The 26415-nt window shown below is 69.3% G+C and carries 24 protein-coding genes; 10 read left to right on the top strand and 14 right to left on the bottom strand.

Annotated elements, in window-relative coordinates; translation table 11 throughout:
- Positions 1–104: 104 nt before the first annotated feature.
- Entirely contained in the window at positions 105–1451 is a 1347-nt protein-coding gene (locus AW270_RS15790) for a WD40 repeat domain-containing protein (RefSeq protein ID WP_061295091.1), read from the top strand.
- Here AW270_RS15790 and AW270_RS15785 read toward each other — a convergent pair whose 3' ends face one another.
- The 6 genes from AW270_RS15785 to AW270_RS15760 all read right to left on the bottom strand — a co-directional run bounded on the left by AW270_RS15785 (position 1452) and on the right by AW270_RS15760 (position 6536).
- A complete protein-coding gene (locus tag AW270_RS15785; protein WP_061295090.1) occupies positions 1452–2807 on the bottom strand; it encodes a sensor histidine kinase in 1356 nt (451 codons plus the stop codon).
- The gene (locus tag AW270_RS15780; RefSeq protein ID WP_061295089.1) at positions 2804–3484 is read right to left on the bottom strand and encodes a response regulator transcription factor; all 681 of its coding nucleotides are present in this window, start codon (positions 3482–3484) and stop codon (positions 2804–2806) included. The genes AW270_RS15785 and AW270_RS15780 overlap by 4 nt, the downstream gene beginning before the upstream one ends.
- A gap of 40 nt (positions 3485–3524) precedes the next feature.
- Entirely contained in the window at positions 3525–4055 is a 531-nt protein-coding gene (locus AW270_RS15775) for a hypothetical protein (RefSeq protein ID WP_061295088.1), read from the bottom strand.
- Positions 4056–4131: 76 nt separating this feature from the next.
- Positions 4132–4914: a neutral zinc metallopeptidase gene (locus AW270_RS15770; RefSeq protein WP_061295087.1), complete on the bottom strand. Its 783-nt coding sequence runs from the start codon at positions 4912–4914 to the stop codon at positions 4132–4134.
- Between the two features lie 76 nt (positions 4915–4990).
- Positions 4991–5758: a neutral zinc metallopeptidase gene (locus AW270_RS15765; RefSeq protein ID WP_061295086.1), complete on the bottom strand. Its 768-nt coding sequence runs from the start codon at positions 5756–5758 to the stop codon at positions 4991–4993.
- A gap of 4 nt (positions 5759–5762) precedes the next feature.
- Positions 5763–6536 carry a hypothetical protein gene (locus tag AW270_RS15760; RefSeq protein WP_061295085.1) on the bottom strand — a complete coding sequence of 258 codons (774 nt, stop codon included), beginning with the start codon at positions 6534–6536 and terminating at the stop codon, positions 5763–5765.
- A gap of 300 nt (positions 6537–6836) precedes the next feature.
- On the opposite strand from AW270_RS15760, the gene AW270_RS15755 reads away from it, so the two are divergent.
- Positions 6837–7106 (top strand): hypothetical protein, encoded by a 270-nt coding sequence (locus AW270_RS15755; RefSeq protein ID WP_157522046.1) that lies wholly within the window; start codon positions 6837–6839, stop codon positions 7104–7106.
- Here the strand turns inward: AW270_RS15755 and AW270_RS15750 are convergent.
- Entirely contained in the window at positions 7095–7853 is a 759-nt protein-coding gene (locus AW270_RS15750; RefSeq protein ID WP_061295083.1) for an inositol monophosphatase family protein, read from the bottom strand. The genes AW270_RS15755 and AW270_RS15750 overlap by 12 nt on opposite strands.
- A 46-nt stretch (positions 7854–7899) precedes the next feature.
- Here AW270_RS15750 and AW270_RS15745 point away from each other — a divergent pair, with 46 nt between their 5' ends.
- Positions 7900–9747, top strand: coding sequence for an AMP-binding protein (locus AW270_RS15745; protein ID WP_061295082.1), 1848 nt, complete (start codon positions 7900–7902; stop codon positions 9745–9747).
- A 219-nt stretch (positions 9748–9966) separates the two neighbouring features.
- On the opposite strand, the gene AW270_RS38770 is transcribed toward AW270_RS15745, so the two are convergent.
- Positions 9967–10119, bottom strand: coding sequence for a hypothetical protein (locus AW270_RS38770; protein WP_157522043.1), 153 nt, complete (start codon positions 10117–10119; stop codon positions 9967–9969).
- A gap of 116 nt (positions 10120–10235) precedes the next feature.
- Positions 10236–10754, bottom strand: coding sequence for an NUDIX domain-containing protein (locus AW270_RS15740; protein ID WP_061295081.1), 519 nt, complete (start codon positions 10752–10754; stop codon positions 10236–10238).
- Between the two features lie 157 nt (positions 10755–10911).
- Here AW270_RS15740 and AW270_RS15735 point away from each other — a divergent pair, with 157 nt between their 5' ends.
- The 4 genes from AW270_RS15735 to AW270_RS15720 all read left to right on the top strand — a co-directional run bounded on the left by AW270_RS15735 (position 10912) and on the right by AW270_RS15720 (position 15788).
- On the top strand, positions 10912–14064 hold the full coding sequence (locus AW270_RS15735; RefSeq protein ID WP_169807322.1) for an amidase family protein: 3153 nt from the start codon (positions 10912–10914) through the stop codon (positions 14062–14064).
- A gap of 234 nt (positions 14065–14298) precedes the next feature.
- A complete protein-coding gene (locus AW270_RS15730; RefSeq protein WP_061295079.1) occupies positions 14299–14622 on the top strand; it encodes an ArsR/SmtB family transcription factor in 324 nt (107 codons plus the stop codon).
- Positions 14619–15179, top strand: a complete 561-nt coding sequence (locus AW270_RS15725; protein WP_061295078.1) for an SRPBCC family protein — start codon at positions 14619–14621, stop codon at positions 15177–15179. Before AW270_RS15730 ends, AW270_RS15725 begins: the two co-directional genes overlap by 4 nt.
- Positions 15180–15188: 9 nt before the next feature.
- Entirely contained in the window at positions 15189–15788 is a 600-nt protein-coding gene (locus tag AW270_RS15720; protein WP_061295077.1) for a putative glycolipid-binding domain-containing protein, read from the top strand.
- On the opposite strand, the gene AW270_RS15715 is transcribed toward AW270_RS15720, so the two are convergent.
- The gene (locus AW270_RS15715; protein WP_061295076.1) at positions 15756–16469 is read right to left on the bottom strand and encodes an SDR family NAD(P)-dependent oxidoreductase; all 714 of its coding nucleotides are present in this window, start codon (positions 16467–16469) and stop codon (positions 15756–15758) included. The genes AW270_RS15720 and AW270_RS15715 overlap by 33 nt on opposite strands.
- Before the next feature lie 10 nt (positions 16470–16479).
- Here AW270_RS15715 and AW270_RS15710 point away from each other — a divergent pair, with 10 nt between their 5' ends.
- Positions 16480–17331 (top strand): 3-methyladenine DNA glycosylase, encoded by an 852-nt coding sequence (locus AW270_RS15710; RefSeq protein ID WP_218009238.1) that lies wholly within the window; start codon positions 16480–16482, stop codon positions 17329–17331.
- Positions 17332–17461: 130 nt separating this feature from the next.
- On the opposite strand, the gene AW270_RS15705 is transcribed toward AW270_RS15710, so the two are convergent.
- The 3 genes from AW270_RS15705 to AW270_RS15695 form a co-directional block, all read right to left on the bottom strand.
- On the bottom strand, positions 17462–17788 hold the full coding sequence (locus AW270_RS15705) for a DUF1877 family protein (RefSeq protein WP_061295074.1): 327 nt from the start codon (positions 17786–17788) through the stop codon (positions 17462–17464).
- A gap of 25 nt (positions 17789–17813) precedes the next feature.
- On the bottom strand, positions 17814–18584 hold the full coding sequence (locus tag AW270_RS15700; protein ID WP_061295073.1) for an NAD(P)H-binding protein: 771 nt from the start codon (positions 18582–18584) through the stop codon (positions 17814–17816).
- Between the two features lie 69 nt (positions 18585–18653).
- A complete protein-coding gene (locus AW270_RS15695) occupies positions 18654–19607 on the bottom strand; it encodes an ankyrin repeat domain-containing protein (protein WP_245674724.1) in 954 nt (317 codons plus the stop codon).
- 196 nt (positions 19608–19803) lie between these two features.
- On the opposite strand from AW270_RS15695, the gene AW270_RS39870 reads away from it, so the two are divergent.
- Positions 19804–20574, top strand: coding sequence for a hypothetical protein (locus AW270_RS39870; RefSeq protein ID WP_061295072.1), 771 nt, complete (start codon positions 19804–19806; stop codon positions 20572–20574).
- Positions 20575–20758: 184 nt separating this feature from the next.
- On the opposite strand, the gene AW270_RS15685 is transcribed toward AW270_RS39870, so the two are convergent.
- Positions 20759–23371, bottom strand: a complete 2613-nt coding sequence (locus tag AW270_RS15685) for a glycoside hydrolase family 3 protein (protein WP_157522040.1) — start codon at positions 23369–23371, stop codon at positions 20759–20761.
- Between the two features lie 323 nt (positions 23372–23694).
- Here AW270_RS15685 and AW270_RS15680 point away from each other — a divergent pair, with 323 nt between their 5' ends.
- Positions 23695–26412 carry a glycosyl hydrolase family 95 catalytic domain-containing protein gene (locus AW270_RS15680; RefSeq protein ID WP_061295071.1) on the top strand — a complete coding sequence of 906 codons (2718 nt, stop codon included), beginning with the start codon at positions 23695–23697 and terminating at the stop codon, positions 26410–26412.
- Positions 26413–26415: the final 3 nt, after the last annotated feature.

Genomic DNA, 26415 nt, shown 5'->3' with positions numbered 1-26415 from the left:
ACGACCTTTCACGGGCGGGGGCCCGGTGCGTGCAAATCCCACTTAGGGCCGAGTGGACGGGGCACATGAGTCATTTCGGGCTGGGCAAAGCAGGGCGCAGCCGCATGGCCTACGCCATCGCCCTCATAGCGCTGCTGGCTGCCGCACTGGTCTTGGGGATCGGCTGGATACGCGAGCACGCCGGCGCCTCGTCCCAACGGCACGAGGCACTGGCGTATCGGCTCGCCTTCCACGCGGCAGACTTACGCGACACCGACTTCGCCGCCGCCAAAAAGCTCACCATCGCTGCCTTCAAGATCCGCCCAGACGAGCAGACGCGGGGGCGGCTGATCGACACCCTGTTGCAGGGGCGCAGCACGCCTCTGCCCTCGGCAGTGACCGAGAGCGTGGCCCTGAGCGCCGCCGCACGGTCCGCCCTGATCGGCGATGACACCGAAGCGGAGGTCTGGGACCTGACCAGCTGGCTCGACCCTGAGATCACTGAGAAGACCTGGGCGCTCTCCTCCCTGGAGGGGGACCCCGACGGCCAGACCGCAGTGAGACTGTCGCCCGACGGCCGGACCGCGATCACCGGCGGCGGAAAGAGCGCCGCGATGGTGTGGGATCTCGGCGATCCGGCCAAGCCCGTCCAAAGCGCGACGCTACCGGGGAAGAAAGACGCGTCCCCGGGAAGCTTGGCACTGTCGGCCGATGGGAGTCGGGCGGCGATCGGGGACTCCAAGGGCGACCTAATCGTGTGGGATTTATCAGACATGTCTCGTCCAAGGCGGGTGTCGGTGACCAAGGCACACGATTCGCACATCGCCGACCTCGCCCTCAGCTCGGACGGCCGCGTGGCGGTGACTTCCGCCCTCGACGGCACGGTGCGGAGCTGGGATCTCGGCGATTCGGCGAGTCCCGCCAAGACGGCGGATCTCTCCTATCCCACGAACATCCAGACCGCCGTCGCGATGAGCGCTGACGGTGGGACCGTTCTGCTGGGCAGGCAGAACCGGCTCGAAATGTGGCGCCTCGGTACCGGGTCGTTACCGACACCTGCCGCACACATCGATGCGCCGATGGCTTACGTCGACGGCCTGTCCCTGACGTCGGACGGCAGAACCGCTCTGGTGACCGGGGAGAGCAGCTCCGGATTTCTCTTGGACCTGTCCAAACCATTGGGCCCGGTCCACCTGGCCAGGTTGAAGGGCGAGGGCCAGGAGATCAGCTCGTCCGTGCTCAGCACCGATGGCGCCTTCGCGCTGACCGCCCAGTCGGGCGGTACGACGCTGTGGGATCTCCGCGATCTGACCAAGATCGTCGCCGATCCGGAGGCGGTCGCGTGCCCTGACGGTTTCGGCCTGGGGATCAGCAAGGCCGAATGGCTCCGCTACACCGGAGAATCGGACTGGTCGGAGTTCGCCGGGGCCGACTGGGACACCCTTCCGTCCTGTCGCATCAGGGTCACCTGATCAGGACTTCTGGTGCAGCGACAGCCACGACAGGCCGTCGCTCGGCCCGTCGGGGCGCCAGGCGATCGGCATCTGGACCAGGACCGACAGCCCCCGCCCCGACGACGGCTCGATCTCGACCGACCCCCCGTGCAGGACCACCTGCTGGTGGATCAGAGTGAGGCCGAGCCCGGTCCCGGGGCTGCCCGCCCGCCGGCTGAACCGGTTGAACGCCTCCTGGTGCAGCTCACGAGGCATCCCCGGCCCGTCGTCGGCCACCCGCAAGAGGGCAACCGTCCCTTCGACGCGCACCGTCAGGTCCACCCGCACGGTCCCCTGCGGGCCCACCCCGTGCACCGCCGCGTTCTCCAGCAGGTTGTCGGCGATCATGCGCAGCCCTTCGGGCCAGCCCCGGACCATCGCCGAATCGGGCAGGTGGGCGAAGAAGCGGGCGTGGCGGTGCCTTCGGGTCGCCTCCTGAACGGCCACCTCGCACACGCTCGCCAGGTCGACGTCGTTGAGCGAGTCGGGTTCCATCAGCTCGCCTCTGGCCAGCTGGCGGAGCATGGTGATGAGCCGTTCGAGCCGGGCCTGTTCCATGGCCAAATCGCGGATGACCTCGACGCGCTCCCCGGGCGGCAGGTTCGGGTAGCCGAGCAGGGCGATGTTGCCGCCCATGCTGGTCAGCGGGGTGCGGAGTTCGTGGGCGGCGGTGGCGGCGAAGGCGCGGGCGGTCTCCAGCGCCTCGGCGGTCCGGTGGACGGCCTCGTCGCGGCGGTTGAGCAGGCCGTTGACCAGGCGGGCGAGCTCGTCCACTTCGCGGGCGCGGGTCTTGCGGGTCAGCCGTCCGTTGCCGGCTCTTATGTCCGTGGTCAGGCGGGCCAGCGGGCGCAGGGCGAGCCGGCCGAGGGCCAGGCCCGCCAGGGCTCCCACGGCCAGCGCGATCAGGGTGGCGATCAGGAGCCGGTCGTACAGGCCGGATGTCTGGGCTTCGAGCGGCCCCTGCTGCTCGAAGACCCACAGGCGTCCCCGGCGGCCGAGGTCGGTGCTGAGGTAGCGCCAGGTCCCGGCGGTCGCGGGGGTGGTCGACGGCGGCGGCAGTTCGGCGGGGACGGAGCCGATGGTCAGCGGCTGGCCCCGGACAGGGGCGACGTACACCCCTTCGGCGGACTCGGCCTCGGCGGGGCGGACACGGACCGGGCGGGTCACGTGGTTCACCGCGAGCGGGGTCATGGCCTGGAGGCGCTGGACGAGCCGCTGGTCGCGGGCGGCGCGCAGGTCGTCGACGGACAGGTGGACGACCAGCAGGCCCGACAGCCCGACCAGCAGCGGCACGAGCAAAGCCACGCACAGCGCGAACCTGGTCGACAGTCTCATGGCCTGACCCGGAGCACGTATCCCACGCCCCGCACCGTCTCCAGGATCCTCGGCTCGCCCTCGGCCTCCAGTTTGCGGCGCAGGTAGCCGATGAAAGTCTCGACGGCGTTGGCGGTCACCGCGAAGTCGTAACCCCAGACTCTTTCGAGCAGGACCTCACGTGACAGCACGATGCCGTTGTTCCTGGCCAGCACCTCCAGCAGGTCGAACTCCCGCCGGGTGAGGGCCAGCCGCCGGCCGCCGAAGACGGCGTCGCGGCCGTCGGTGTCGAGGACCAGGTCGCCGACGCGGACGCCGGAACCGGCCGGGGCCGCCCCCGACCGGCGCAGCAGCGCGCGCAGCCGCAGCGCCAGTTCGGTGAGGTCGAACGGCTTGACCATGTAGTCGTCGGCCCCGGCCGTCAGACCGGCGACCCGGTCGGCGACCTCGTCGAGCGCCGACAGCATCAGGATCGGGACTTCCGAACCCCGCCGGCGCAACTCGGCGCACACCTGGATGCCGGTGACGCCGGGCATCGAGACGTCCAGGACGATCGCGTCCACCTGGTCGGCGACCTCCAGGGCGGCCCGGCCGCCGCCGGCCGCCTCCACGGTGAAGCCCTCCAGCGTGAGCCCCCGCCGGAGCACCCGCAGAATGGCCGGGTCGTCGTCGACGGCCAGGATCCGGTGTGCGCCCATGTCTTACCTCCTCCGGCCAAACCGTGCCGGACCTGGCAGTTTAGGCCTTACGGTGCACCGTGAACGGAATCGCGGCCGGGTGGGCCTTGGTCTTGCCCAGGTAGACCTTGCCGACGGGCAGCACCTTGGTGTTGATGGTCAGCCCGGACACGGTCAGGCTGTCGGCGCAGGAGGTGCGGAACGAGAAGCCGTCGATCAGGCCGTGGTTGACGACCTTGAACGTGATGCTGAGCTTGTCCTCGGACAGCACGACGGAGTCCTGCTTCTCCTCCAGCTTGACCCACTTGAAGTCGCGGATCGGGGTGTTCGAGGTGATCGTGCCGGTGTACGTGGTGGCCTTGCGCGGCTTCGCCTGGGTGATCCGCAGGTGGAAGCCGTTCTTGTCGTGCCAGAAGTAGTTGCCCGCCCGCGCGCCGGGGGTGAGGCCCTTGGGCTTGCCCTGCACCTGGCCGATCCACGGCGCCTTCTCGCAGGGGTTGGCGCCGGTCGCGGACGCCGGCGCGACGCCGACCAGGGTGGCGCCGGCCAGAGCCGCGCCGAGCAGAGCGGGGACGATGGTGCTACGCCGCATGGGAGGGATTCCCTTTCGTGTGACCGGATGTGGCGCTCGGGACGATAGGGATCCTTCTTGGCAAGATCCTGAGATTTCAGCTCGGATAGTAGGGTCCGGCGACGAGTGAGTTCATGGCGGTCCACGTGTTGCAGTGCGCGGGGTTACGCAGGGTGAAACCGCGGTTCATCCAGTACGTGATGTCCTTCGCCGAGCCGTACATGATGTTCTGCTCCTTGCTCTTGTGCCGCACGACGTTCTTCCAGTCAGCCGCGTCACGCGGCATCGACCCGTAGACGCTGCCGGTGAAGGCGCCGGCGAAGCACATGTTCTGCAGGTAGAAGCGGCGGAAGTACTCCCAGAGCTCGGGCCGGTCCTTCTCGCTGTGCTCGTACATGGCGTCCTCGATGCCGGTGAGGTACTGCACGTGCTCGCCGTAGTGCTGGGCGAGCAGAGTGAAGATGTAGAGGTCATCCGGATTCTTGCTGAGCAGGGTGCGATCGAGGACGATCATGATCTCCCGGCGCTCCTCGCAGTAGAGCGAGAAGAAGCGCTCCGGCTCCCAGAACTCCTGGCCGCAGTAGCTCTCAGGGTCCTTGGCGAGAATCTTGATCTTGGGCTTCCGGTAGCTCACACCGGCCTTGGCCAGCTGCTTCGACCAGACCCGGTCGAGGCAGCCGAGCACGAAGGTCACGTATTTCCTGGCCGTCGGCACATGGTTGGGCCGGTTGATCGGCTTCTCGGCGCAGGAGGAGCGGGGAATCGCTCCCGCGGCGTAGAGGGGGTTCTCGGTGAGCCGATGGTCCCTGGACGGATCGGCGTGTGCCGGAGCCGCAGGCACCAGGAGCAGTGCCAGGGCGGAGAGGAGGATGCGTCGCACAAGCCCAAGATCGTGGCGGGCCGGGCAAGATCCTGCAAGGGCCCGCGGCGGGGTTCGGCCGCGGGCCCTTGTGAGGTCAGGCGACCCGGGAACTTGGCGCCGCCCACGTGTTGCAGGCCTTGGGGTCACGCGTGTCGAAACCGCGGTTCATCCAGTACGCGATGTTCGCGGCGCGGCCCGAGATCTCGTCGCTCTTGGCCGTCCACTCGTACACGATGTGCTTCCACTCGGACGCCTTGCGCGGCATGGACCTGTAGACGCTGCCGGTGAAGGCTCCCATGAAGCAGTCCGACTGGAGGTACATCCGGCGGAGGATCTCGTTCTCCTCGGATTCGTGGGCGTTCTCCCACAGGTCGAGCATGGCCTCCTCGATGCCGGCCAGATACTGCACGTGTTCGGCGTACCTGTTCGCGACCGCCACCCAGAGCCACAGGTCGCTGGGGTCGACGTTGAGCAGCTTCCGATCGAGGACGATCAGAAGCTCCCGGTTGTCCTCGCAGTAGTCGGAGTAGGAGTCCTTCTCCCACTCCAGCCCGCAGTAGCTCGCCGGGTTCCTGGTGACCATCTTCAGCTTGGGCTTCTTGAACTTCACGCCCGCCTTGGTGAGGTGCTTCGACCAGACCCGGTCGAGACACCCCATCAGGTAGGTGACGTAGACCTTGGCGACCTTCACGTCGTTGCGCTTCTTGACCGGCTTCTCGGCGCAGACCGACCGGGCGATGGGCCCGCCCGAATAGATGTCGTTACCGGTCAGCTCCGGGTCGGCGCTCGCCGGGGACACGAGAACAGCGACGGTGACGGCCGCGACCAGCCCGGTGACGAGTGCGCGTCGTGCGAATCCCACGACGTCACGCGACCTGCGAGTTGGAGGCCGTCCAGGTGTTGCAGTACTTGGGGTTGCGGGTGTTGAAACCGCGGTTCATCCAGTACGTGATGTTCTTGGCGCTCCCGAGGAACTCGCCGGCGAGGAGCTTGGTCTGCGCCTTCACCATGTAATTCCACTCCGACGTCTTACGCGGCATCGACTTGAAGACGCTGCCGGTGAAGGCGCCGGACAGGCAGAAGGCCTGGAGGAACGTGCGGCGGTTGACCTCGGCGTAGCCGGGCTCGTTCTCCTCCGGCAGGATCTTCCACATCGCCCCCTCGATGCCGGCGAGATACTGCACGTGCTCGGCGTAGGCGTTGGAGAGCGAGGTGAAGATGTACAGGTCATCGGGGTCGAGGTTGAGGATGGTCCGGTCGAGGACGGCCATCAGCTCTCTGCTGCTCTCGCAGTAGTCGATGTCGCTGGTGTTGATCCACTTGATCCCGCAGTAGCGGGCGGGGTCCTTGGCGAGCAGCTTGAGCTTGGGCTTCTTGAACTTGATGCCCTTCTTGGCCAGCTGCTTGGACCACACGCGGTCGAGGCACCCCACCACGAAGGTGATGTAGGCCCTGCCGGCCGCCGCGTTGTTGCGCTGCTTGATCGGCTTCTCCGCGCAGACGGACCGGGGGATCGTTCCCGTGGAGTAGAGGGTGCTCTTGGTGAGCTTGGGGTCGACGGCGGGGTCTGCGTGTGCGGGCGTCGCGAGTCCTGCCAGGGCGACGATTAAGACCAGGCCGGGGATGAGGGTTCGTCTCACAAGCCCCACATCGTGCCGGTGTCCCAGTAAACCGGCAAGTCATGAAAGTTCCCGCGGCAGCACGAGCCCTTTCCTTGTGTACGAGGTCGGGGACTCGTGCAGGTCAGGAGAGGCGGGCGGTCGTCCCTGTGGCGGTGAAGCCGAACGTTGTGCTCGCGTTCGCCCCGAGGTCGCCGTTGTCACTCTCGTTCTTCACGATGGCGCTTTGACCGCCGCCCGGACCGTACGCCGGTGATCGTCTGGGAGCCGGGCCGGTCCACCCGGCCGAGCACGTCCCACCCAGTGCCAGCCGGATCGAGCGTGGGCGACTGGACACCGGAGCTGGTGCGGGAGTGGTGGCCAGGACGTCACACGGTGGTGGAGTTCGCCGAAGGGCTCGCGGAGGGATACACGAAGAGCGACGAGGAGTGGGAGCGAAAGCAGGTGCCGGCGCTGCGTGACTACGCGGTCTCCATCGTCAACGGGGAACTGGAGGCATACCTCCGAGGCTATGTGCTCTGGCTGGTCGAACGGCGACAGCCGCGGGAAGGCGAACTGCCCGAACCGAGCGAAAATCCGCTACGAAGCTGAGCGAAGCATCATCCCGAGCAGGGTCTCGTGGGTTTCCGGGTCGGCCGCCACGAACAGGCCCTCCCCCGTCTCGAACGGGCCTCCCTTGAGGTCGGTCACCACGCAGCCCGCCGTCCGGCAGACCGCCAGCGCCGCCGCGAAGTGAACGCTCTCCCGCTTGTCGCCGTCGCTCAGATACGCCACCCGCCGCCCCGCCGCCACCCAGAAACAGGCCAGGGAGGTCGACATCACCCGGGGGCTGAAGCGGTCGCTGAAACCCTTGGCCGCGATCACCGACAGCAGGTCCCCGTAGGGCGGGTCGAGGTTGAAGTCGACCAGCTTGGAGTCGGGTGACGGCGTGAGGGGCTGGTCGCCCACCTGGGCGTGGACGCCGTCGGTCCAGAAGACCTCGCCGCTGATCGGGTCGGCCGCCGCGGCGGCGACGTCGCGGCCGTTCTCGCGCAGGGCGACGTTGACGGCGATCAACGGGGTCTGGGCGGCGAAGTTGAGCGTGCCGCACAGGGGGTCGACCATCCACGTCCGGTCGGAGGAGCCGGTAAGGCCTGACTCCTCGCCGAGGAAGGCGTCGCCGGGGCGGTGTTCCCGGATGACGTCGAGGATGGCCTGCTCGGCCTCGATGTCGGCGGCGGTGGCGAAGTCGACGGACGTCTTGTCGTAGCGGGCCAGCGGCTTGCCGTACAGGGAGCGGACCACGGCGGCGCCCGCCTCGGCGGCGGCGATGGCGAGTTCTGCATCAGAAAGCGTCATGTGTCCCATCCTGGACCCGGCGGCGGGCGAGCGTACTGTGAGGAGCATGGCCCAATATCCCGACGTCTACCGGCGGAGCCTGGCCGATCCCGAGACGTTCTGGCTGGACGCGGCCCGCGCGATCGACTGGGTCACGCCGCCCTCCCGGGCGCTCGACGGGTCGGGCGCGCCCCTTTACCGGTGGTTTCCCGACGGGGAGCTGAACACCGCGTACAACTGCCTCGACCGGCACGTCGCCGACGGCCGGGGTGAGCAGACCGCGCTCGTCTGGGACAGCGCGATGACGGGCGGGGTGCGGCGGTACACGTACCGCGCGCTTCTCGACGAGGTCGCCCGGTTCGCGGGCGGGCTCCGGTCGCTCGGGGTGGGGAAGGGCGACCGAATCGTCGTCTACATGCCGATGATCCCCGAGGCCGTGATCGCGATGCTGGCGTGCGCGCGGCTCGGGGCGGTCCACTCGGTGGTGTTCGGCGGGTTCGCGCCGCGTGAGCTGGCCGCGCGCGTCGACGACGCCACGCCCAAGGTCATCGTGGCCGCTTCGTGCGGGCTTGAGCCGAACCGTACCGTCGAATACCGGCCCATCATCGACGAGGCCCTGACCCTGGCGCGGCACCGGCCCGACGTCATCGTCATGCTCCAGCGCGACCAGGGGGTCGCGCGCATGGACGAGCGCGACGTCGACTGGGTGCAGCTCATGTCGACCGCGAGCCCGGTCGAGCCGGTGACGGTACGGGCCACCGACCCGCTCTACGTCCTCTACACCTCCGGCACCACCGGGCGGCCGAAGGGCGTCGTGCGCGACAACGGCGGCCACGCGGTCGCGCTGGCCTGGTCGATGCTGAACGTCTACGACATCGCGCCAGGCGAGGTCTGGTGGACCGCCTCAGATGTGGGGTGGGTGGTCGGGCACAGCTACATCGTGTACGCCCCGCTCCTCATCGGCGCCACCACCCTCCTGTACGAGGGCAAGCCCGTCGGCACCCCCGACGCCGGGGCCTTCTGGCGGGTCGTCGCCGAGCACGGCGTGGTCACCCTGTTCACCGCGCCCACCGCGCTGCGCGCGATCAAACGCGTCGACCCCGACGGCGCGCTGATCGGCGACCTGAAGGCCTTCCGCGCCCTCTACCTGGCCGGGGAACGCCTCGACCCCGACACCTACCACTGGGCCCGCGAGCGGCTGGGCGTCCCGGTCGTCGACCACTGGTGGCAGACCGAGACCGGCTGGCCCATCGCCGCCAACCCGCGCGGCCTCACCGACATGCCGGCCAAACCGGGCTCGGCCACGGTCCCGCTGCCGGGCTGGGACGTCCGGATCCAGGACGACGGCGCGATCACCCTGCGGCTCCCGCTGCCCCCGGGCGCGCTGCCGACGCTGTGGCACGACGACGAGCGCTACATCCGCGAATACCTGACCCGCTACCCCGGCCACTACCTAACGGGCGACGGCGGCTACTTCGACGAAGACGGCTACCTCTACGTGATGGGCCGCACCGACGACGTCATCAACGTCGCGGGTCACCGCCTGTCGACCGGCGCCATGGAGGCGGTCCTGGCCGCCCATCCCGCCGTGGCCGAGTGCGCCGTCATCGGCGTGGCCGACCCGGTGAAGGGCCAGGTCCCGCTGGGACTGGTCGTGCTGAAGGCGGGCGCGGACATCGCGGCGGCCCGCCTCCGCGACGATCTCGTGCACGCGGTCAGAAGGGAGATCGGCCCGGTGGCGGCCTTCCGCGACGTGGCGATCGTACCGGCCCTGCCGAAGACCCGGTCGGGCAAGATCCTGCGCCGCTCGATGCGCGCGATCGCCGACGGGAGAGAGGAACCGGTGCCGTCGACGATCGAGGACCCAGCGGTCCTGGAGAACCTGCGCGGCGTGCTGCGGCCAGATGTTACTTAGGGGAGCGTCTACGGCAACAGGTGGAAGGCGGGGATGTGACGGGGACGCACGGGACCGAAATCCCGGCGATCCAGCGTCGCTATCTGCCTGACACCCAGCCGCTCCGCGAGCGCGACCACGGAAACGTCCACGGTGTCGAGTTCCGGGCGGAGCAGGCGTGGTGTCTGTCCTTGCGGTTGACACCGGCGACCAGTGGACCGGTGTCGAGTAGTGTGACGGTCACACTGAGCGATTGAACCGCTCCGCGAGGATCTCTTCCACCCGTTCCGAAAGATCCTCATCGCCCTCGGCTATACCGATGAAAGAGACCCGACGCTGCGGGGTCTCGGCGATCGGCCCGTCGCCCGCCGACTCGGCGAGATCGTCTTTCACCAAGCGCAGGTAATGGCCCACCTGGCAGGCGAGAGCCTGTCGATCAGATGGTGCAGTGCGGGATCCGCGCTCATGGCGGCAGTGTAACCCGGCTCAAATTCGCTGGTGGGAAGCTTCTAAGACCCCAGCCGATAGAGGCCGTAGGCCGCGACGGACGAGGCGTCGGTGATCTCACCTCGAAGGATCATCTGCTCGAAATCCGCGCGCGACACCCACTTCTGGCGCATGTCCTGTTCGGTGACCTCGCGGGCCGGTTCGCCCGGGGTCAGGCCCGTGGCGACGAAGACGTGCATCGACTGGTTGCTCAGGCCGTGGGAGTTGTCGAGCCGTGCCAGGAAGCGCAGGTGCTCGGCGCGCAGCCCCGTCTCCTCGGCGAGTTCGGTGCGGGCCTCGTCCTCGCGGTCGGGGACCTTCGCCGAGCCTTGGGGAAAGCTCCACGACCGGCGCCTGATCGGGTAGCGGTACTCCTCGACCAGGTGGAAGCCGTCGTTCTCCTCGGGGATGACCAGGACGAAGTCGGCCCGCTCGATGTAGCCGTAGATGCCGGGGGTGCCGTCGGCGTGGACGATCTCGTCCTCCCGGACGGTCATCCAGGGGTTGGTGTAGACGACGCGGGTGGAGATCTGCTCGACCATGCTGCCTGACGGTAATCGATGGAAGGTTCCAGGGAAGCGGACGGCGTCATAAACCAGTCAGTACGGCAGGTTTCTCTCAGGGAACATATATGACATATCACCGTAACGGATGATCTATAGCGTCACGCGCAATACCGGGTTCCTCAAGGAGCACGTGGTGCGCAAAGTCCTGATCTCCCTCATCTCCCTCTCCCTCACTCTCGTCGCCGTGCAACCGCAGCAGGCCAACGCCAAGGTCGAGCTCGACCTTGAGACGTTGACCGGCGCCGAGGCCATCTCCCTCATGGCCGCCGGCAAGCTGACCTCGGTCGACCTGACCAAGGCGTACATCGACCGGATCACCGCGCTGAACAAGCGCGGGCCCGGCCTGAACGCCGTCACGGATCTCAACCCCAACGCCTTAAAGGAAGCCGAGGCCTACGACCGCCTGCGGAAGAAGGGCAAGTCGCTCGGCCCGGCCATGGGGCTGCCGATCCTGCTCAAGGACCTGATCGACGTCGAGGGGATGCCCACGACGGCGAACAACTGGTCGCTGCGCCAGTCTTTCCCGGCCTCCGACGCCGGCATCACCAAGAAGCTGAAGGAACGCGGCGTCGTGATCCTCGGCAAGGTGGGGCTGTCGGAGTACGCCAACAGCTTCGGCAACCAGCCCTCCGGCTTCGGCAACTACGGCGGCCAGGTCATCAACGGCATCGACGCCGACCAGAACCCCTCGGGTTCCTCGTCGGGCACCGGCGCGGCGATGGCCGCGGCCCTGTCGACGCTGGGCATCGGGACCGAGACCTCCGGTTCGATCATCTCGCCGTCGAACACGCAGTCGCTCGTGGGTCTGCGGCCGACCGTCGGGCTGGTGCCGGGTTACGGCATCGCGCCCATCTCGGCCTCGCAGGACATCGCGGGCCCGATGGTCCGCACGGTCTCCGACGCCGCCCTCACGCTGGCCTCGATCGCCGGGCCCGACCCGGTGGCCGACGCCGGGTACAAGGCCATGTTCGGCGACGACTACATCGCCAAGGGCATCATCCCGCCGCTCCCCGCGACGCTGCCCGACTACACCAAGGCCATCGACCCGAACTTCGTCCAGGGCAAGAAGATCGGGTACAACGGCACCCTCACCGAGGGCAGCCCGCTCAAGATCGCCTATGACGCCCTGGTCGCCGCCGGCGCCGTCATGGTGCCCCGCCCGTCGGTGACGATCCCCTCGCTGCCCGCGCTGCCCAGCGGCTACGAGCAGCACAAGAGCATCGACTCCTACTACGAGCGGCTCGGCCCGCAGGCGCCGATCAAGTCGCTCGTCCAGGAGGTCGAGGTCAACCAGGCCGAGGCCCACCAGGCGCTCAAGTTCGGCAACGTCAACCACCTGAACTCGTCCCTGGCGGACGTCACCCCGGGTGGGGCCAACGAGCAGTTGTACCGGACGAACCTGGCGATCCGTAAGGCCGCCTGGCACAAGGCCATCGACGACATGATGACGTACCCCAACTCGGACCCGGCGCAGCCGGCCGACCCGGTGATCGCCATCCTCGGCAGCACGCCGAGCGCCCCGCAGGCCGGTTACCCGACGATCACGATCCCGATGGGCTACACCGCGACCCAGCGGCGCGCCCAGAACGTGCAGGTCCACGGCGCCGCCTACGACGAGTTCGACATCCTCGGCGTCGCCTACGTCATCGAGCAGGCCACCAAGCTCCGGCAGCCGGCCTCGCTGGTCAACCCGAGCATGTACCGCTGCGCGAAGACGACCCCGGCCCCGCCGTTCGCCGCGCGCGGCGGCTGCAACCCCGACTACGACGCCGTGCTCAAGGTCACCGGCTACGACTCCCGGGCGCTCCCGTTCTCGCTGGAGACCGAGACGGCCACCAGCCTGCTGGCCAAGCTCAAGGCCGACGAGGTGTCGGCCGAGGAGCTCACCCGCGCCTACCTCGACCGCATCGCGCTGACCAACGCCGAGGGCCCGGCCATCCAGGCCGTGCGCGAGATCAACGTGGACGCGATCAAGGAGGCCCGCAAGCTCGACCACGAGCGCGGCAAGTACCGCACCCCCGACGCGCGTCCCGCCCTCTGGGGCCTGCCGGTGCTGCTCAACGACACGATCGACGCGAAGTCGCTGTCGACCACGGGCGGCTCGATCGCCCTCCAGGGCACCAAGCCCGCCAGTGACTCGGCCATCGCGGCGAAGCTGAAGGCCGCGGGCGCGATCGTGCTCGGCAAGACCAACGTCACCGAGCTGAACGGCGTCTTCGACGCCAACCTGCCCAAGGGTTACAGCTCGCTCGGCGGCCAGGTCCTGCTCCCGAACGACACCGACAAGACCCCGGCGGGTTCGTCGGCCGGCGCCGCGGCGGCCACCGCCTCGGGTCTGGCCGCGATCACCGTCGGCATGGAGACCTCGCCCGACTCGGCGCAGCTCCTCGCCCCGGCCGACGCGGCCGGCGTGGTGGGCCTCAAGCCGACCGTCGGCCTGGTCAGCACCGCCGGTGTGCTCCCCGTGGCGAAGTCGCAGGACGCCCCCGGCCCGATCACCCGCAGCGTCGGCGACGCCGCGACGATCCTCAACGTGATCGACGACACCGACGCCGACTACACCAAGGGTCTGACGGCCGACGCCCTCGCCGGCAAGAAGATCGCCGTGGTCTCCAGCACGAGCGCGCCCTACCTGGACGCGATCGCCAAGCTCCAGGGCCTCGGCGCGACCGTCACCCAGGTTTCGATCGCGGCCCCGGCCGCGACCGACAGCGTCGTCGCCACCGAGTTCAAGCGTGACCTCAACGCCTACCTCGGCGCGACCAAGCCCGGCACGACGCTGCAGAGCATCATCGACTACAACGTCGCCAACCCGGTCGAGGGCCTGAAATACCAGCAGGGCCAGCTGCTGGCCGTCCAGGCGATCGACCTGGCCGACCCCGCGACGAACGCCAAGTACACGGCCGACCTGGCGAACGGCAAGGCCGCCAACAAGGCCGTGCTCGACAGCGTCCTGAGCGGATACGACCTGATCCTGGTCCCGAGCGGCAGCAACGTGATCGGCTACGCCGACCGCGCCGGCTACCCCGCGCTCACCATCCCCGCCGGGTATGGCGCGCAGCAGAGCTCGGCGGGCCGCAACCCCATCGGCGTGACGCTGATCGGCGGCGCCTTCTCGGAGGCGAAGCTGCTGGCCGGCGGCTACGCGCTGGAGCAGGCGATCGACGACCGCCTCGCGCCCAGCTACACCAACCCCAGCATGTGGCGCTGCGTCCCGGAGAGCACCTTCTTCACGGGCGAGTTCTGCCTGCCGGGCGACCGCATGGCCCCGCGTTACAAGGGCTGAACCCTGGTTTGAAGAGAAGGGCCCGCGTTCCCCGCGCGGGCCCTTCTCCTCGTTTCGGCTGTACGACCTGAGCGCCTCGTCGACTGCCCGAGGTGGGCCGTGATCGGGCTGGTCTCAGGGTTGGCGGGAGCCGTGAAGAGAACCGGTTCTGACGGCGGGACCGCCCGCGCCCTTCCGCGGCCGACCGAGTGTCGATATTGACTTATATAAGATTGGCCTGACATAGTCGGACGGGTGAACGCCTTCGACGTGCTGGGCGATCCGGTCCGCCGACGCATCATCGAGCTGCTCGCCGAGGGTGAGCGGACCTCCGGTGCGATCACCGCGGCGGTGCGGGCGGAGTTCGGGATCTCGCATTCGGCCGTGGCGCAGCATCTGCGGGTGCTGCGCGAGAGCGGCTTCGCGACCGTGCGCGCCGAGGGCACCCGGCGTCTCTACGTCGTGGACACCACCCCGCTCAGCGAGGTCGACGTGTGGCTCGACCGATTCCGCCGCTTCTGGTCCCAGCGCCTCGACGCCCTGGAGACCGAGCTGGCCCGCACCAGGAGGAAGAAATGATCGACCTAGGCTGGACCTCCCGCGAGGTCACCCGCGACGACGAGACCGTGGCCGTCGTCCTGCGCCGCGACTTCCCCTCCCCCGTCGACGACGTCTGGGACGCCCTGACCGACCCCGGGCGCCTCAAGCGCTGGTTCCTCCCGGTCAGCGGCGACCTCCGCCCCGGCGGCACCTTCGCCACCGAGGGCGGCGCGGGTGGCACGATCCTGACCTGCGAGAAACCGCTTCTCAAGGTCACCTACGGCGACGAGACCAGCATCGTGACGGTGCGGCTCACCCCGGCCGGCGAGGCGACGACGCTGGAGCTGACCCACTCGGTCCCGCTCGCGATGGCCCAGAGCGGCGCGGGCGCGCTGTGGGTCGGGCCCGGCTGGGACGAGGCGTTTCTGGCCCTGGAGCTCTTCCTCACCGACACCGAAGGCGGCGTGACCCCGGAGTACGGCCGCGCGTCGGTGGCGGCGTGGGTCGCGGCGATCGAGGCCTCCGGCACGGCGACCGCCGAGGAGATCGAGACGGCGCGGCAGATGGCCGTGCAGCAGTACGTCCTGCCGGGGTAGCACCAGACCATGAAGCCTTTCCAGACCCTGCCGAGGGCAGCCGCCTGGCGGCACGCCGGCGCGCGGGACGGATTCGAGGTCGTCTTCTTCACGGTCTCGCCCGACGGGGTCCGCGCCCACGGATCCACCTCGGCCGTCGAGGAGGGCGAGCCCTGGCACGTCGAGTACGACATCACGCTCGACCTGTCCTGGCACACCCGGTCGGCGTGGATCCGCAGCCGGTCGTCGCTGGGCGTGGCCGAGATCCGCGTCGAGAGCGACGGCGTCGGCCACTGGACCGTGAACGGGGAGCCGCAACCGCTCCTGGACGGGCTGTACGACGTCGACCTGGAGTCGTCGGCGATGACCAACGCGTTCCCCGTCCACCGGATGGACCTCCCGCTCGGCGTCAGCGCCGACGCGCCCGCGGTCTACGTGAGGGCGGTCGATCTGCGGGTGGAACGGCTGGAGCAGCAGTACACCCGGACCGGGGACACGAGTTTCGACTACGCGTCCCCGGCGTTCGACACCTACTGCCGCCTCGACTACGACCCGTCGGGCCTGGTGGTCAACTATCCAGGCATCGCGATCCGCGAGTCATCGCTCCTCGGGATCCTGGCCGAGGGCTGAGCGGCCGCCGTCCACGGGGACGACGGCGCCGCTGACGAACGAGGCCGCGTCCGAGAGCAGGTAGGCGACGGTGTCGGCGACCTCCTCCGGGCGGCCCACGCGGCCGAGGGGGTGGAGGCGGCGCATCTCCCGCTCCACCTGGTCGTCGGTGTACTCGGCGTAGCGCTCGGTCCAGATCGAGCCGAGCGCGACCGCGTTGACCCGGATCCCCCGCGGGCCGTAGTCGACGGCGAGGGCCCTGGTCAGTCCCTCGGTGGCGGCTTTCGCCGTCGCGTAGGCCATGGCGCCTCTGACCGGGCGTTGCGCCTGGTGCGAGGAGACGTTGACGATCGCTCCCCCGTTCCCGGCCAGGAATCTCCTGACCGCCGTCGCGCAGCCGGTGATCACGGGGTTGAGGTTGAGGCCGATCACGTCGGCGACCTCGCCGGGTGGGTGGTCGTGGAGGGAGACGTCCCGGAACACCGCCGCGTTGTTGACCCAGCCGACCAGGTCACCTGCCTGTTCAGCCAGGTCAGCGGCGTGTTCGGCCACCGCCGGGTCGGCGACGTCCCCCTTGACCGGGATGCCCACCGGCCCCGGGTCGAGGTCGACCACCACCACCTGACCGTCGCGGGAGAGCCGCTCGGCGATGGCCCGGCCGATGCCGCGCCCGCCTCCGGTGACCACATAAGTCCGTCGCATGCCTAGCATGATGCGCGTGGAACGGCAGGACGAGCGAGAGTGGCGAGCGCGCCAGGAGGCCCACCACGCCCGGGTGGACGCGTGGATCGAGCCCCATCTCGAACGCCGCAGGCGGTCCCAGGCCCACCCGGTGGAGGACTTCCTGTTCAGCTACTACGGCTATCGGCCCAGCAGGCTGCGCCGGTGGCACCCGGGGGCGTACACGATCCTGGAAGGGGCCTCGGGGTTCGGCACCGGCTACGTCGCCGTGCCCGGCGGCGAGACCCTCGACACCGGCGAGCTGATCGCCAGACGGCTCGACTCGATCACGTGGATCGCCGACCTGCTCCGCCGCACGGCCTCCCGGGCCGGTCAGTTCGGCTGCTTCGGCATGCACGAATGGGCCATGGTCTACCGCACCGACGACATCCGGCACTCCGCACAGCCGCTCCGCCTGCCGGCCGAGCAGGTCGCCGCGGCCGTCGAGGAACGGCCGCTGAAGTGCACCCACTTCGACGCCTTCCGCTTCTTCACCGAGCCCGCCCGGCCCCTGAACACGGTGACGCTCACCCGTGAGCTCCAGCCGGCGACGGAGCAGCCCGGCTGCCTGCACGCCAACATGGACCTCTACAAGTGGGCGGCCAAACTCTCGCCCCTGGTCCCGGGCGAACTGGTGGCCGACTGCTTCGCCCTGGCATGGGACATCCGCGCGGTCGACATGCGCGCCAGCCCCTATGACCTGCGGCACCTGGGCTACGAGCCGATCCCGATCGAGACCCCCGAGGGCCGGACCGTCTACGCCGCCAAGCAGCGCGAGTTCGCCGGCCGGGCGGCGCCGCTGAGAGCCGAACTCCTCGCCTGGTGCGACCGGCTGGTCAGCTGACCAGCCGGGCCGAGGCGGTCCAGGTGTTGCAGGCGGCCGGGTTCCGCTTGGCCGGAAGGTCCGAGGGGGCTAGCAGCGTGGCGGCCAGGCCGATGACGAGGGGGGTGCTCATGAGGCGAGACGATATTGCTCAGCACTGCACGATGACGACGCCGTGACCCGCTTCGGCGGCCTCCGCGAAGAAGGCCCGGAGACGCTCGTAGTGATCCCTGACGTAGCCGGCCTCGTCGTCGGGGAGGTCGTGGTCGAGCGAGGCCCAGGGTGTGGCGGCGAGGAAGCCGGCCGAGGCTGCGACCTGGGCGGGGGTGAGCCGATCGCCGTCGATGACGTCGTGGGGCGCGTCGGACAGCAGGTCGGCGAGGTCGTCCCCGGCCTTGTCGATGTCGAAGACGGGCTCCGGCGGCTCGGCGTCGAGCCGGTCAGGCGGAACGCTCACATACGCGTTGACGACTCCCACGGCACCGCACCCTAGAGGGCTCCGCTCACGCTTGACGAGTGGCCCGGACCACTTCGCGGAGTCTCTCGGCCACGGTCTCCGCCGGGCGGCCCAGCAGCGACTCCAGGTCGGGGGTCTGGCGTTCCATGGCGCCCGCGCGGACCAGGCCGTTGAGCCAGGCCATCGCACCCGGTGCCGCGTCGGGGACCTCTTCGTAGGACAGGCCCAAGGCCTCGGCGACCTGGGGATGGGTCCACAGCGGGCCGGTCAGGTCGTAGGCGCGGCCCAGGTGGTCGGGGCCGGTGAGGGCGTTGGCGGCGGCCTGGGCCAGGTCGGTGCGGAAGGCGGTGTTGAGGCCCCGGCCGCCGGTGCTGCCGCGGATCACCCCGTCGACGACCTGAGGGAGGAAGGCGTCGCCGTAGAAGGGGTTGCGCAGGATAGTGTGAGCGAGGCCGCTGACGAAGATCGCCTGTTCGGTGGCGTGGTGGGCCTCGGTCATGCCGGTCGCGACCGTGTCGGCGTCGAGGAAGCTCGTGTAGACGATCGCGGTGACCCCCGCCGCCACGGCGGCGTCGAGGACGTTGCGGTGGTGGGCCACGCGCCGGGCCGCGTCGAGTTCCGGTGAGGAGATCAGCAGCAGGCGGTCGACCCCGGCGAAGGCGGCCCGGAGGCTCATCGGGTCGTCGTAGTCGCCGTGACGCGCTTCGACGCCCTCGGAGACGCGGGAGGTGTCCCGTGCGACGGCGACCACGTCGCCCTTGAGCCGGTCGAGAACCAGGCGGCCGAGCTGGCCGGTGGCGGCGGTGACTGCGTACATGGAACTCCTCGTTGTGCGAAAACCCGCCGGACAGTGAATCGACCTCCCCAGGTGGGGCGCCACTGGTTTTCAGCTGGTGGGCGGGATGCGCATCCAGAGGTCGGGCGGGCCCGCGATCGGGCGGGCGTCGGTGAGGCGGAGGCCCGCATAGCCGCAGCAGAACGCCTCGGCGTGGCCACCCTGGTAGAGGTAGCTCGTCAGGACGAGGTCGGCGGGGTCGTCTTCCCAGGGGGCACCGGCACCGGGGTGGAGGTCACCGGCTCGGAACTCCCCGTCAACCGCATAGGCGCCCTGGCTGCCGCTCTTCGCATTGGCGAACATTCCGTAGCAGCGGGTTCCGTGACTGAGTCTGGCGATGACCTCATAACTCGAAGCGCGGAAGGACCACGGTTGGGTGATCACACAGCCTCCGGGCACATCCGTGGCGCCGAGCACGTTCGCATAGCGGACTTCTTCCCCATAGCGGATCGGATCGTCGAGAAGCTCAGCCAGCTCCGCTCCGGTGACGACCACGCCGTTCATACGCCGCACCGCCTCGGCAGCGGTGACGCCGGGGACGCAGGCGATGCTGTGGCCGTATTGCGGGAGATCGCGTAACGCGGCGATCAGGCCGGGCGCCCTCGCCACCGCTGCCCGTTCCTCGGGGGACAGGGACGCGTCTCCCGGCGGGAAGAGGCCGGGTGTGGGGCCGGCCAGCGCGAGCTTCGCGGGCGACCAGCCCGCCATCATCGGACGCCACGGGTCGGCTCCCGCCTCGACGAGGACGCGCGCGTTACCGGGCCTGCCGTGGAACACCGCCGCCCACAGCGCGGTGTGGCCTTCGTGAACGGCGTCGACGTCGGCTGCCAGCGCTGCGAGTTCCGCGACCACCTCCTCGGAACCCCTGGCTGCGGCCTGGGTGAGCGGCGGGGGGAAAGGGTCGGCAGTCCGGTTGGGGTCACTGCCGGACGCGAGCATGGCCCGGACCTCCTCCAGGTCCTCCCATCCGTTCCACCAACCCATGACGGACCAGTCCAGCTGCACGGCGCTCCTCGACGTCACGGGAATGAGATCTGCCGAACGCTAGCAACGGCCACCGACAGACCTCCTGAGCCACATGACAATTCGGGAGTCATCGTCAACCACAGAGGGAAACGAGCCGTCCCTTGTAGGCCAGTGGCGGAAATCGGGAGTAACGGTGCGACGAGTTTTATACGCGTTTATCGGTCTAGCGGGTCTCATGTCGCTTTCCCCGCCCGCCTACGCGGCGACCGACATCGTCAAATACAGCTGCACCCCCGACGGCGGCACCGCTGAGACCGTGAACATCCGCGTGGAACTCACCATGCCGACCGGTGCCCAGCCCGGCGTGCCGTTCACCATCGTCCACCGGGCCACCTACGCCGACAGCAGCCGAATCCACGCTGCCGCCGCCCTTCCCGCCGGCACCAAGATGTACGCCTATGTGGGCATCAGTGACTTCCCCGGCCTCACCTCAGGCACTGGCGTCGGCGCCGAAGTCGGCCCGGTGGCCGGTGGCGGGACAGTCGAGCTGCCAGCCGCGACGACCTCGGTCCAGTCGACCGGATCCGCTAACGACACCGGAACGGTCCGGCCCGCCGCGATCAACTTCGGCCTCAGGCCCACCGAGCCGCTGATCGAGTGCGACGTCCTCAACAAGGACGACCTCACGACCTACCAGCTCGTCGTCGGCACAGGTGGCACCGGATCAACCCCGACCCCGACGCCAACCCCGAGTCCCACGCCCACCCCGACACCGACACCCACGCCGACGCCCACACCGTCGAGCACCCCGGTGCCGACCACCACGAAGACGGAGACGGTCACCGCCGAGCCGACGGAGTTCGTGGACGACGTGGAGACTCCGCGAGGCGGCGTCGCCACAGGTGGTGGTGGTTCCATGGGGCCTGACGGCCGAGCCCTCCTGCTCATCGGTTTCACCGTGCTCGCCGCCGCTCTCACGGGACTGTCCCTCCGCCGCCGCGTCTGATGCCGCAGTGAGCGGCGTCGTCGTGGCGTCTCGGGGTTGGCGGGAGCCGTAAAAGAAGGAAGAACATCAGCGGGCGCGCGGTGCGATCCCAGCAGCGGCGGCCTGAGCCGCCTGAAGCGCCCGGTACAGCGAAAGGCCGGGCCGATCAGTGCGATCGGCCCGGCCTCTAAAAAACGCCGGACTGCTAGGAGAGGTCGGAACAGGCCAGGGCGTCCGGGTCGTCGGCTGCCTGGGGGACCCATCTCACGTTCGCGAAGGAGGCCGAGAACGCCCCCTCCGTGTACACGAGGAAGGGCGTGTTCACGTTCTCGAAGTCGAGGCCGTTGGCGAAGCAGGACACCGGGATCTTCACCGTCGACTTCCCGTCGCCGGCCAGGCCCGTGAACAGGTTGGTCGCGACGACCTCGGAGAAGCACGGGTACACGCAGTGGACGCTGATCACGGTCCGCGCGGCGGGGGCCGAGTGGACGATCGTGTCGAAGACCAGGGCCGCGTTCGCGTTGAGGTAGCCGCGCAGGTCGGAGCCGCCCGCCGGGTTCTGGTAGTAGACCTGGCCGGGGCCGGTGCCGGTCCAGGTCACCTTCAGGGCGTCGCCCTGCACGTTGACGTCGGCGGGGACGGTGTTGATCTCGGCGTGGGAGGCGGTGCCGTCGGGGCCGATCTGGGTGCCGCCCCAGTTCTCGGGGGAGCCGATGAAGCTGCGGTAGGGGTCGGCGTCGGTGCGGACGAAGACGTCGAGGTCCTCGGTGGCGGTGCCGCCGCCGCCCGTGGAGGTGCACGACGGGAACTCGTGGGAGGTCTCGTCGAGCTGTCCGACGTTGCCCGTCTGGCCGCCGGTCAGGCCGTAGCCGACCGGGAACAGCGGGTCGTAGCCGGCGTCGCCGGGGTTCAACGGCGACTGGCAGGCGCTCTTGGGCCAGGAGTAGCTCAGCTTGCCGGTGAAGGCGCTGCGGCCGGTCAGCGCGTCGGCCACGCCGCCGCCCTCGGTGCCGGGCAGCCAGGCCGCGACGAAGGCGTCGGAGCGGTTGAGCTCCTTGTTCACGTAGAGGGGGCGGCCCGCGACGTAGACGGTCACGACCGGCGCGCCCTTGCCGGCCACCTTGTCGAGGACGGCCAGGTCACCGGGGTAGAGCTTGGCCGCCTCCAGGGTGCGGCGGGTGAGGTCGCCGACGCCCTCGGCGTAGGGGGTCTCGCCGATCACCGCGATGACCGCGTCGAACTGCGCCGGGTCGACGCCGTCGGCGGTCTCGCTGAAGGTGACGTCGGAGGTGCCGAGGGCCTCGCGGAGGGCGGCCAGGATCGAGGTGCCGTTGGGGAAGTCGGCGTTGGTGTTGCCGGTGCCCTGCCAGGTCAGCGACCAGCCGCCGGTCTGGTTCGGGAGGCTGTCGGCGCTCTTGCCGACGACGAGGACCTTCGCGTCGCGGGCCAGCGGCAGCACGTTGCCGTTGTTCTTCAGCAGGACCTGCGACTTGCGGACCGCCTCGCGGGCGAGCTTCTCGGCCTGGAGCCGCGTCTCGTCACCGGCCAGCACCCGGTCGGAGGGCCTGCGGCCGTCGAAGATACCGGCGCGGTACTTGACGCGCAGGATGCGGGTGACCGCGTCGTCGATGCGGGACATGGCGATCTCGCCCGACTCGACCTGGGCGATCGTGTTGGCGATGAACGCCTTCCACTCGTTCGGCACCATCACGATGTCCATGCCGGCGTTGATGGCCTGGGCGCAGCTCGCGTTGGTGCAGCCGGCCACCTGGCCGATGCCGTTCCAGTCGGACACGACCAGGCCGTCGAAGCCCATCTTGCCCTTGAGGATGTCGGTGATGGCCTTCTTGCTGCCGTGCAGCTTGCCCTCGTTGATCCCGAGTTCCTCGTTGGTCCAGCTGTTGAACGACACCATCACCGACTGCGCCCCGGCGGCCAGCGCGCCGTAGTAACCCTGGCCGTGGAGGTTGATCATCTCGGCCTCGGACGACGGGTTCACGCCCTGGTCGGCGCCGTTGCGGGTGCCGCCGTCGCCGATGAAGTGCTTCGCGGTGGCGATGACGCCCCGGTTGCCGAGACGGCGCCAGTGGGAGTCCTGGAGTCCCTGGACGGCCTCGTATCCGTAGGCCCGGGTGATGTTCGGGTCTTCGGCGTAGCCCTCGTAGGTCCGGCCCCAGCGGTCGTCGCGGACGACGGCGAGCGTGGGCGCGAAGGCCCAGTCCTGGCCGGTCACGCGGAGCTGCTCCGCGGTCGCCTCGCTGATCTTGCGGATCAGGCACGGGTCGGCGGCGGCGCCCAGGCCGATGTTGTGCGGGAAGATCGTCGCGCCGAAGACGTTGTTGTTGCCGTGGACGGCGTCGATGCCCCAGATCACCGGGACCTTCGTCCGGGTGGTCACGGAGGCGTCGTAGAAGGCGTCGGCGAGGTTCAGCCAGGCGTCGGCCGTGGCGTGCTTGTTCCCGCCGGGGAAGGAGCCGCCGCCGTTCAGGACCGAGCCGATGAAGTACTCCTTCACCTCGGCCGGGGTGATGGCGTTGATCTCGGGCTGGGTCATCTGGCCGACCTTCTCGGCCAGGGTCATGTCGGCGACGAGCTTGGCGACCTTCCGCTCGATGGCGGGATCTTTCTCGATCTTGCTCTCGACCTTGGGCCAGTCGCTGTAGGTCGGGAGGGTGTCCTCGATCTTCGCGCACCCGTTCTCGAGCGCGGGCGGACCGGCGACCGGGGGTTCGGCGGCGGTCGCGGGCCCCGGTGAGGCGACGACGGCGCTTAACAGCAGGGACAGGCCACTGAGGACGGCGAAGCGTCTCTTTCGCATGGAGGGATGCACACGCCGAATCCTGACCGCGTTACTGGACCGAGTCAATACGCTCACAAGAGCGCTCTCTCGAATGAAAGTTGCAGCCCATGGCCTTGATCGGGGCAATACCATGGCGTGAATTAAGTGAATCGGAGAGCGTTCTCCAGCAGGTCGGGCTGACATCGGCATAAGTTTCAGCCGGTGCGGCGCGTGATGAACCTGTTATGCAGGGACGTCTTAGAAACGCGCGGGAAACACTCTATGGTTTCGAGATAACGTTATCTCAACCGGTCCGACCAGGCCGGTGGAGCCTGCCCCGGCAGGGCCAGAAAGGCACCCCCATGAGAACTACCCGAGGCATCCTGGCGGCGGCGGTCGCCGCCTCCCTCCTGACGGCGCTCCCCGCGCACGCGGCGGTCCCGACCGCCGAGCAGCAGTGGGCTGAGATCCAGCAGCTCGTCGGCGCGGTCAAGGGCCGCTGGACCACCCAGAACTACTCCGGCGCGGTCAGCCGCACCATGCCCGACACAGCCCTCCTCGGGAACGGCGACATCGGCGTGACCTCCGGCGGCGGCCAGGGCGTCAAGACCTTCTACATCTCCAAGGGCGACTTCTGGACGTCCGCCGGCAGCCCCTCCCTGGTGGCCCTCGGCAACGTCACCATCCAGGCCGACACCACGATCACGGCGGCCAACCTGGCGCGGGGGTCGACCGCGACGGCGTCCAGCAGCCACCCGTCCTTCCCGCCGTCGCGCGCGGTGTCGGGCGCCTGGGGCTCGGGATACGAGGGCTGGGTCTCCGACGTGGGCAAGCCGCAGTGGCTGCGGATCGACCTGGGCTCGGCCAAGACCTTCCGCCGCTACATCCTCAGGCACGACCAGGCCGCCCGCCCCGGCGAGGCCGCCAACAACGGGAAGAACTGGACCGTCGAGGCCAGCGCCGACGGCCAGGCCTGGACGACCGTCGACACCGTCACCGGCAACACCTCGGCCACGACCGACCGCACCTTCGCCCCGGTGACCGCCCGCTACCTGCGGCTGAACCTGACCGAGCCGACCCAGGGCACCACCGCCGACTCGATCGGCAACCCGCGCGCCCGCGTCGGCGCCTTCGAGCTGTACGACCAGGAGGGCCCCACCCAGCCCACCGGCTCCTTCCTGGAGGAGCAGAACGTCCTCAAGGGCGACATCGACACGTCCATGCAGCTGGGCGGCGTGCCGGTCACGATGAAGACGTTCACCGGCGCCGACAGCAATGTGGTCGTCACCTCGATCACCTCCCAGGGCGACCGGCCGGTCCGGCTGCGCGCCCAGACCGTCGCGGGCACCCCCGACGCCCGCGGCGGCATGGTGCAGACCTCCGGCGTCCAGGGCGACACCCTGTGGGCCACCCGCCAGACCCCGGCCAGCCCGCGCGGCGTCTCCCGGGCGTCGCTGGCCACCCGGGTCATCGGCGGCGACCCGGCCGCCTCGAACGGCCGGATCGACTTCGAGCTCGCCCCCGGCCAGACCGTCGACGTCGTCACGGCCGTCGCGGGCGGCGGGATCAACCCCGCCGACCCGGGCCCGGCCGCGATCGCCCTGGCGGGGGCCCAGTCCGCCGCGTCGGTCGACGACCTCTACGCCGCCCACCTCGGCTGGTGGAAGGACTACTGGCTGCGCTCCTACGTCGACCTCGACGACGACGTGCTGGAGCGCTTCTACTACAGCTCGCTGTACTTCCTCGGCAGCTCGCTGCGTGAGGGCAAGACCGCTTCCGGCCTGTACGGGATCTGGGCCACCACCGACTTCCCGCAGTGGGGCGGCGACTTCCACCTCAACTACAACTGGCAGGCCAACTACTACGGCGTCTACAGCTCCAACCGGCCGGAGCTGGCGCTGCCCTACTTCGACGCGGTCGACGCCTTCGTGCCGGAGGCCCGCCGCCGCGCCGCCGAGGACCTGCGCCGGGTGAAGCCCGACTACGTCGACGTCCGCTTCCCGAGCGGCGGCATGAAGAGCGGTGTGCTGTTCCCGGTCGGCATCAGCCCGTTCGGCACGACCAGCGACGACAACTATCACAACCAGGTCGCCAACGCCCTGTTCACGGTGACCCAGCACATCGACTACTGGAACTACACCCAGGACGAGCAGTGGCTCCGCGAGACCGGCTACCCCTTCATGAAGGAAGTGGCCGCGTTCTTCGAGAACTGGGTCGAGGAGGACGGCTCCTTCTGGGGCGGCCCGCACGAGATCACCTGGGCGAAGAACCCCAGCGCCGACCTCGGCATGCTGAAGCTCCTGCTGACCACGCTGGAGGACGCCAGCACCAAGCTGGGCGTCGACGCCGGCCACCGCTGGGTCTGGGGCAAGATGCTCCGCAACCTGCCGCCGATCCCCACCACGACCTACCAGGGCAAGACCGTCTTCGCCCTCGGTGAGCCGGGCACGATCAGCGACAACCGGGCCATCCGCCCCGGCGACAACACGGTGAACCTGGAGTTCGTCCACCCGGGCGGCCAGCTCGGCATCGGCTCCCCTTTGACGGAGCGCCAGACGGCGATCGACACGATCAACGCGATGAACTCGTGGGGCCAGGACAACAGCTTCCCGAAGATCTTCACCCAGGCGGCCAAGGTCGGCTACCCGGGCCAGACGATCATCGACCGGCTGAAGCAGCAGATCAGCCAGCACTCCGTGGCAAACCTGCGCATCTCCGACGGCAACCACGGTCTGGAGAAGGCGGGCGCGATCGAGGCGCTGAACAGCATGCTGCTGCAGAGCTGGGACGGGCTCGTCCAGGTCTTCCCGGTGTGGCCCGCGGGCAAGAGCGGGTCGTTCCACCGCCTGCGCGAGAAGGGCGGCCTGGTCGTCAGCGCCTCCCGGACCGGCGACGCGGTCGAGTACATCTCCGTGAAGAGCGAGCAGGGCGGCGTCTTCGAGGTCAAGAACCCGTGGACGGGCACGAAGGTCGACGTGTCGGCCGACAACGGGACGGTGAGCAACGTGGGCGCGGGCAAGTCGACGCTGCGCGTCAACGCCATGAAGGGCGCGACCTACACGTTCACGCCCGCACAGTGATCC

The organism is Herbidospora cretacea (genome assembly GCF_001570605.1).
In the GTDB taxonomy this organism is placed as follows: Bacteria; Actinomycetota; Actinomycetes; order Streptosporangiales; family Streptosporangiaceae; genus Herbidospora; species Herbidospora cretacea.
This window is presented reverse-complemented; position numbering and strand designations above follow the sequence as displayed.

Excerpts from the sequence above, each read along its gene's own strand:
- AW270_RS15790 (WP_061295091.1), top strand. The coding sequence starts at position 105 with ATGGCCTACGCCATCGCCCTCATAGCGCTGCTGGCTGCCGCACTGGTC.
- AW270_RS15785 (WP_061295090.1), bottom strand. The coding sequence starts at position 2,807 with ATGAGACTGTCGACCAGGTTCGCGCTGTGCGTGGCTTTGCTCGTGCCG.
- AW270_RS15780 (WP_061295089.1), bottom strand. The coding sequence starts at position 3,484 with ATGGGCGCACACCGGATCCTGGCCGTCGACGACGACCCGGCCATTCTG.
- AW270_RS15775 (WP_061295088.1), bottom strand. The coding sequence starts at position 4,055 with ATGCGGCGTAGCACCATCGTCCCCGCTCTGCTCGGCGCGGCTCTGGCC.
- AW270_RS15750 (WP_061295083.1), bottom strand. The coding sequence starts at position 7,853 with ATGACGCTTTCTGATGCAGAACTCGCCATCGCCGCCGCCGAGGCGGGC.
- AW270_RS15745 (WP_061295082.1), top strand. The coding sequence starts at position 7,900 with ATGGCCCAATATCCCGACGTCTACCGGCGGAGCCTGGCCGATCCCGAG.
- AW270_RS15740 (WP_061295081.1), bottom strand. The coding sequence starts at position 10,754 with ATGGTCGAGCAGATCTCCACCCGCGTCGTCTACACCAACCCCTGGATG.
- AW270_RS15725 (WP_061295078.1), top strand. The coding sequence starts at position 14,619 with ATGATCGACCTAGGCTGGACCTCCCGCGAGGTCACCCGCGACGACGAG.
- AW270_RS15720 (WP_061295077.1), top strand. The coding sequence starts at position 15,189 with ATGAAGCCTTTCCAGACCCTGCCGAGGGCAGCCGCCTGGCGGCACGCC.
- AW270_RS15715 (WP_061295076.1), bottom strand. The coding sequence starts at position 16,469 with ATGCGACGGACTTATGTGGTCACCGGAGGCGGGCGCGGCATCGGCCGG.
- AW270_RS15710 (WP_218009238.1), top strand. The coding sequence starts at position 16,480 with ATGCGCGTGGAACGGCAGGACGAGCGAGAGTGGCGAGCGCGCCAGGAG.
- AW270_RS15700 (WP_061295073.1), bottom strand. The coding sequence starts at position 18,584 with ATGTACGCAGTCACCGCCGCCACCGGCCAGCTCGGCCGCCTGGTTCTC.
- AW270_RS39870 (WP_061295072.1), top strand. The coding sequence starts at position 19,804 with ATGTCGCTTTCCCCGCCCGCCTACGCGGCGACCGACATCGTCAAATAC.
- AW270_RS15685 (WP_157522040.1), bottom strand. The coding sequence starts at position 23,371 with ATGCGAAAGAGACGCTTCGCCGTCCTCAGTGGCCTGTCCCTGCTGTTA.
- AW270_RS15680 (WP_061295071.1), top strand. The coding sequence starts at position 23,695 with ATGAGAACTACCCGAGGCATCCTGGCGGCGGCGGTCGCCGCCTCCCTC.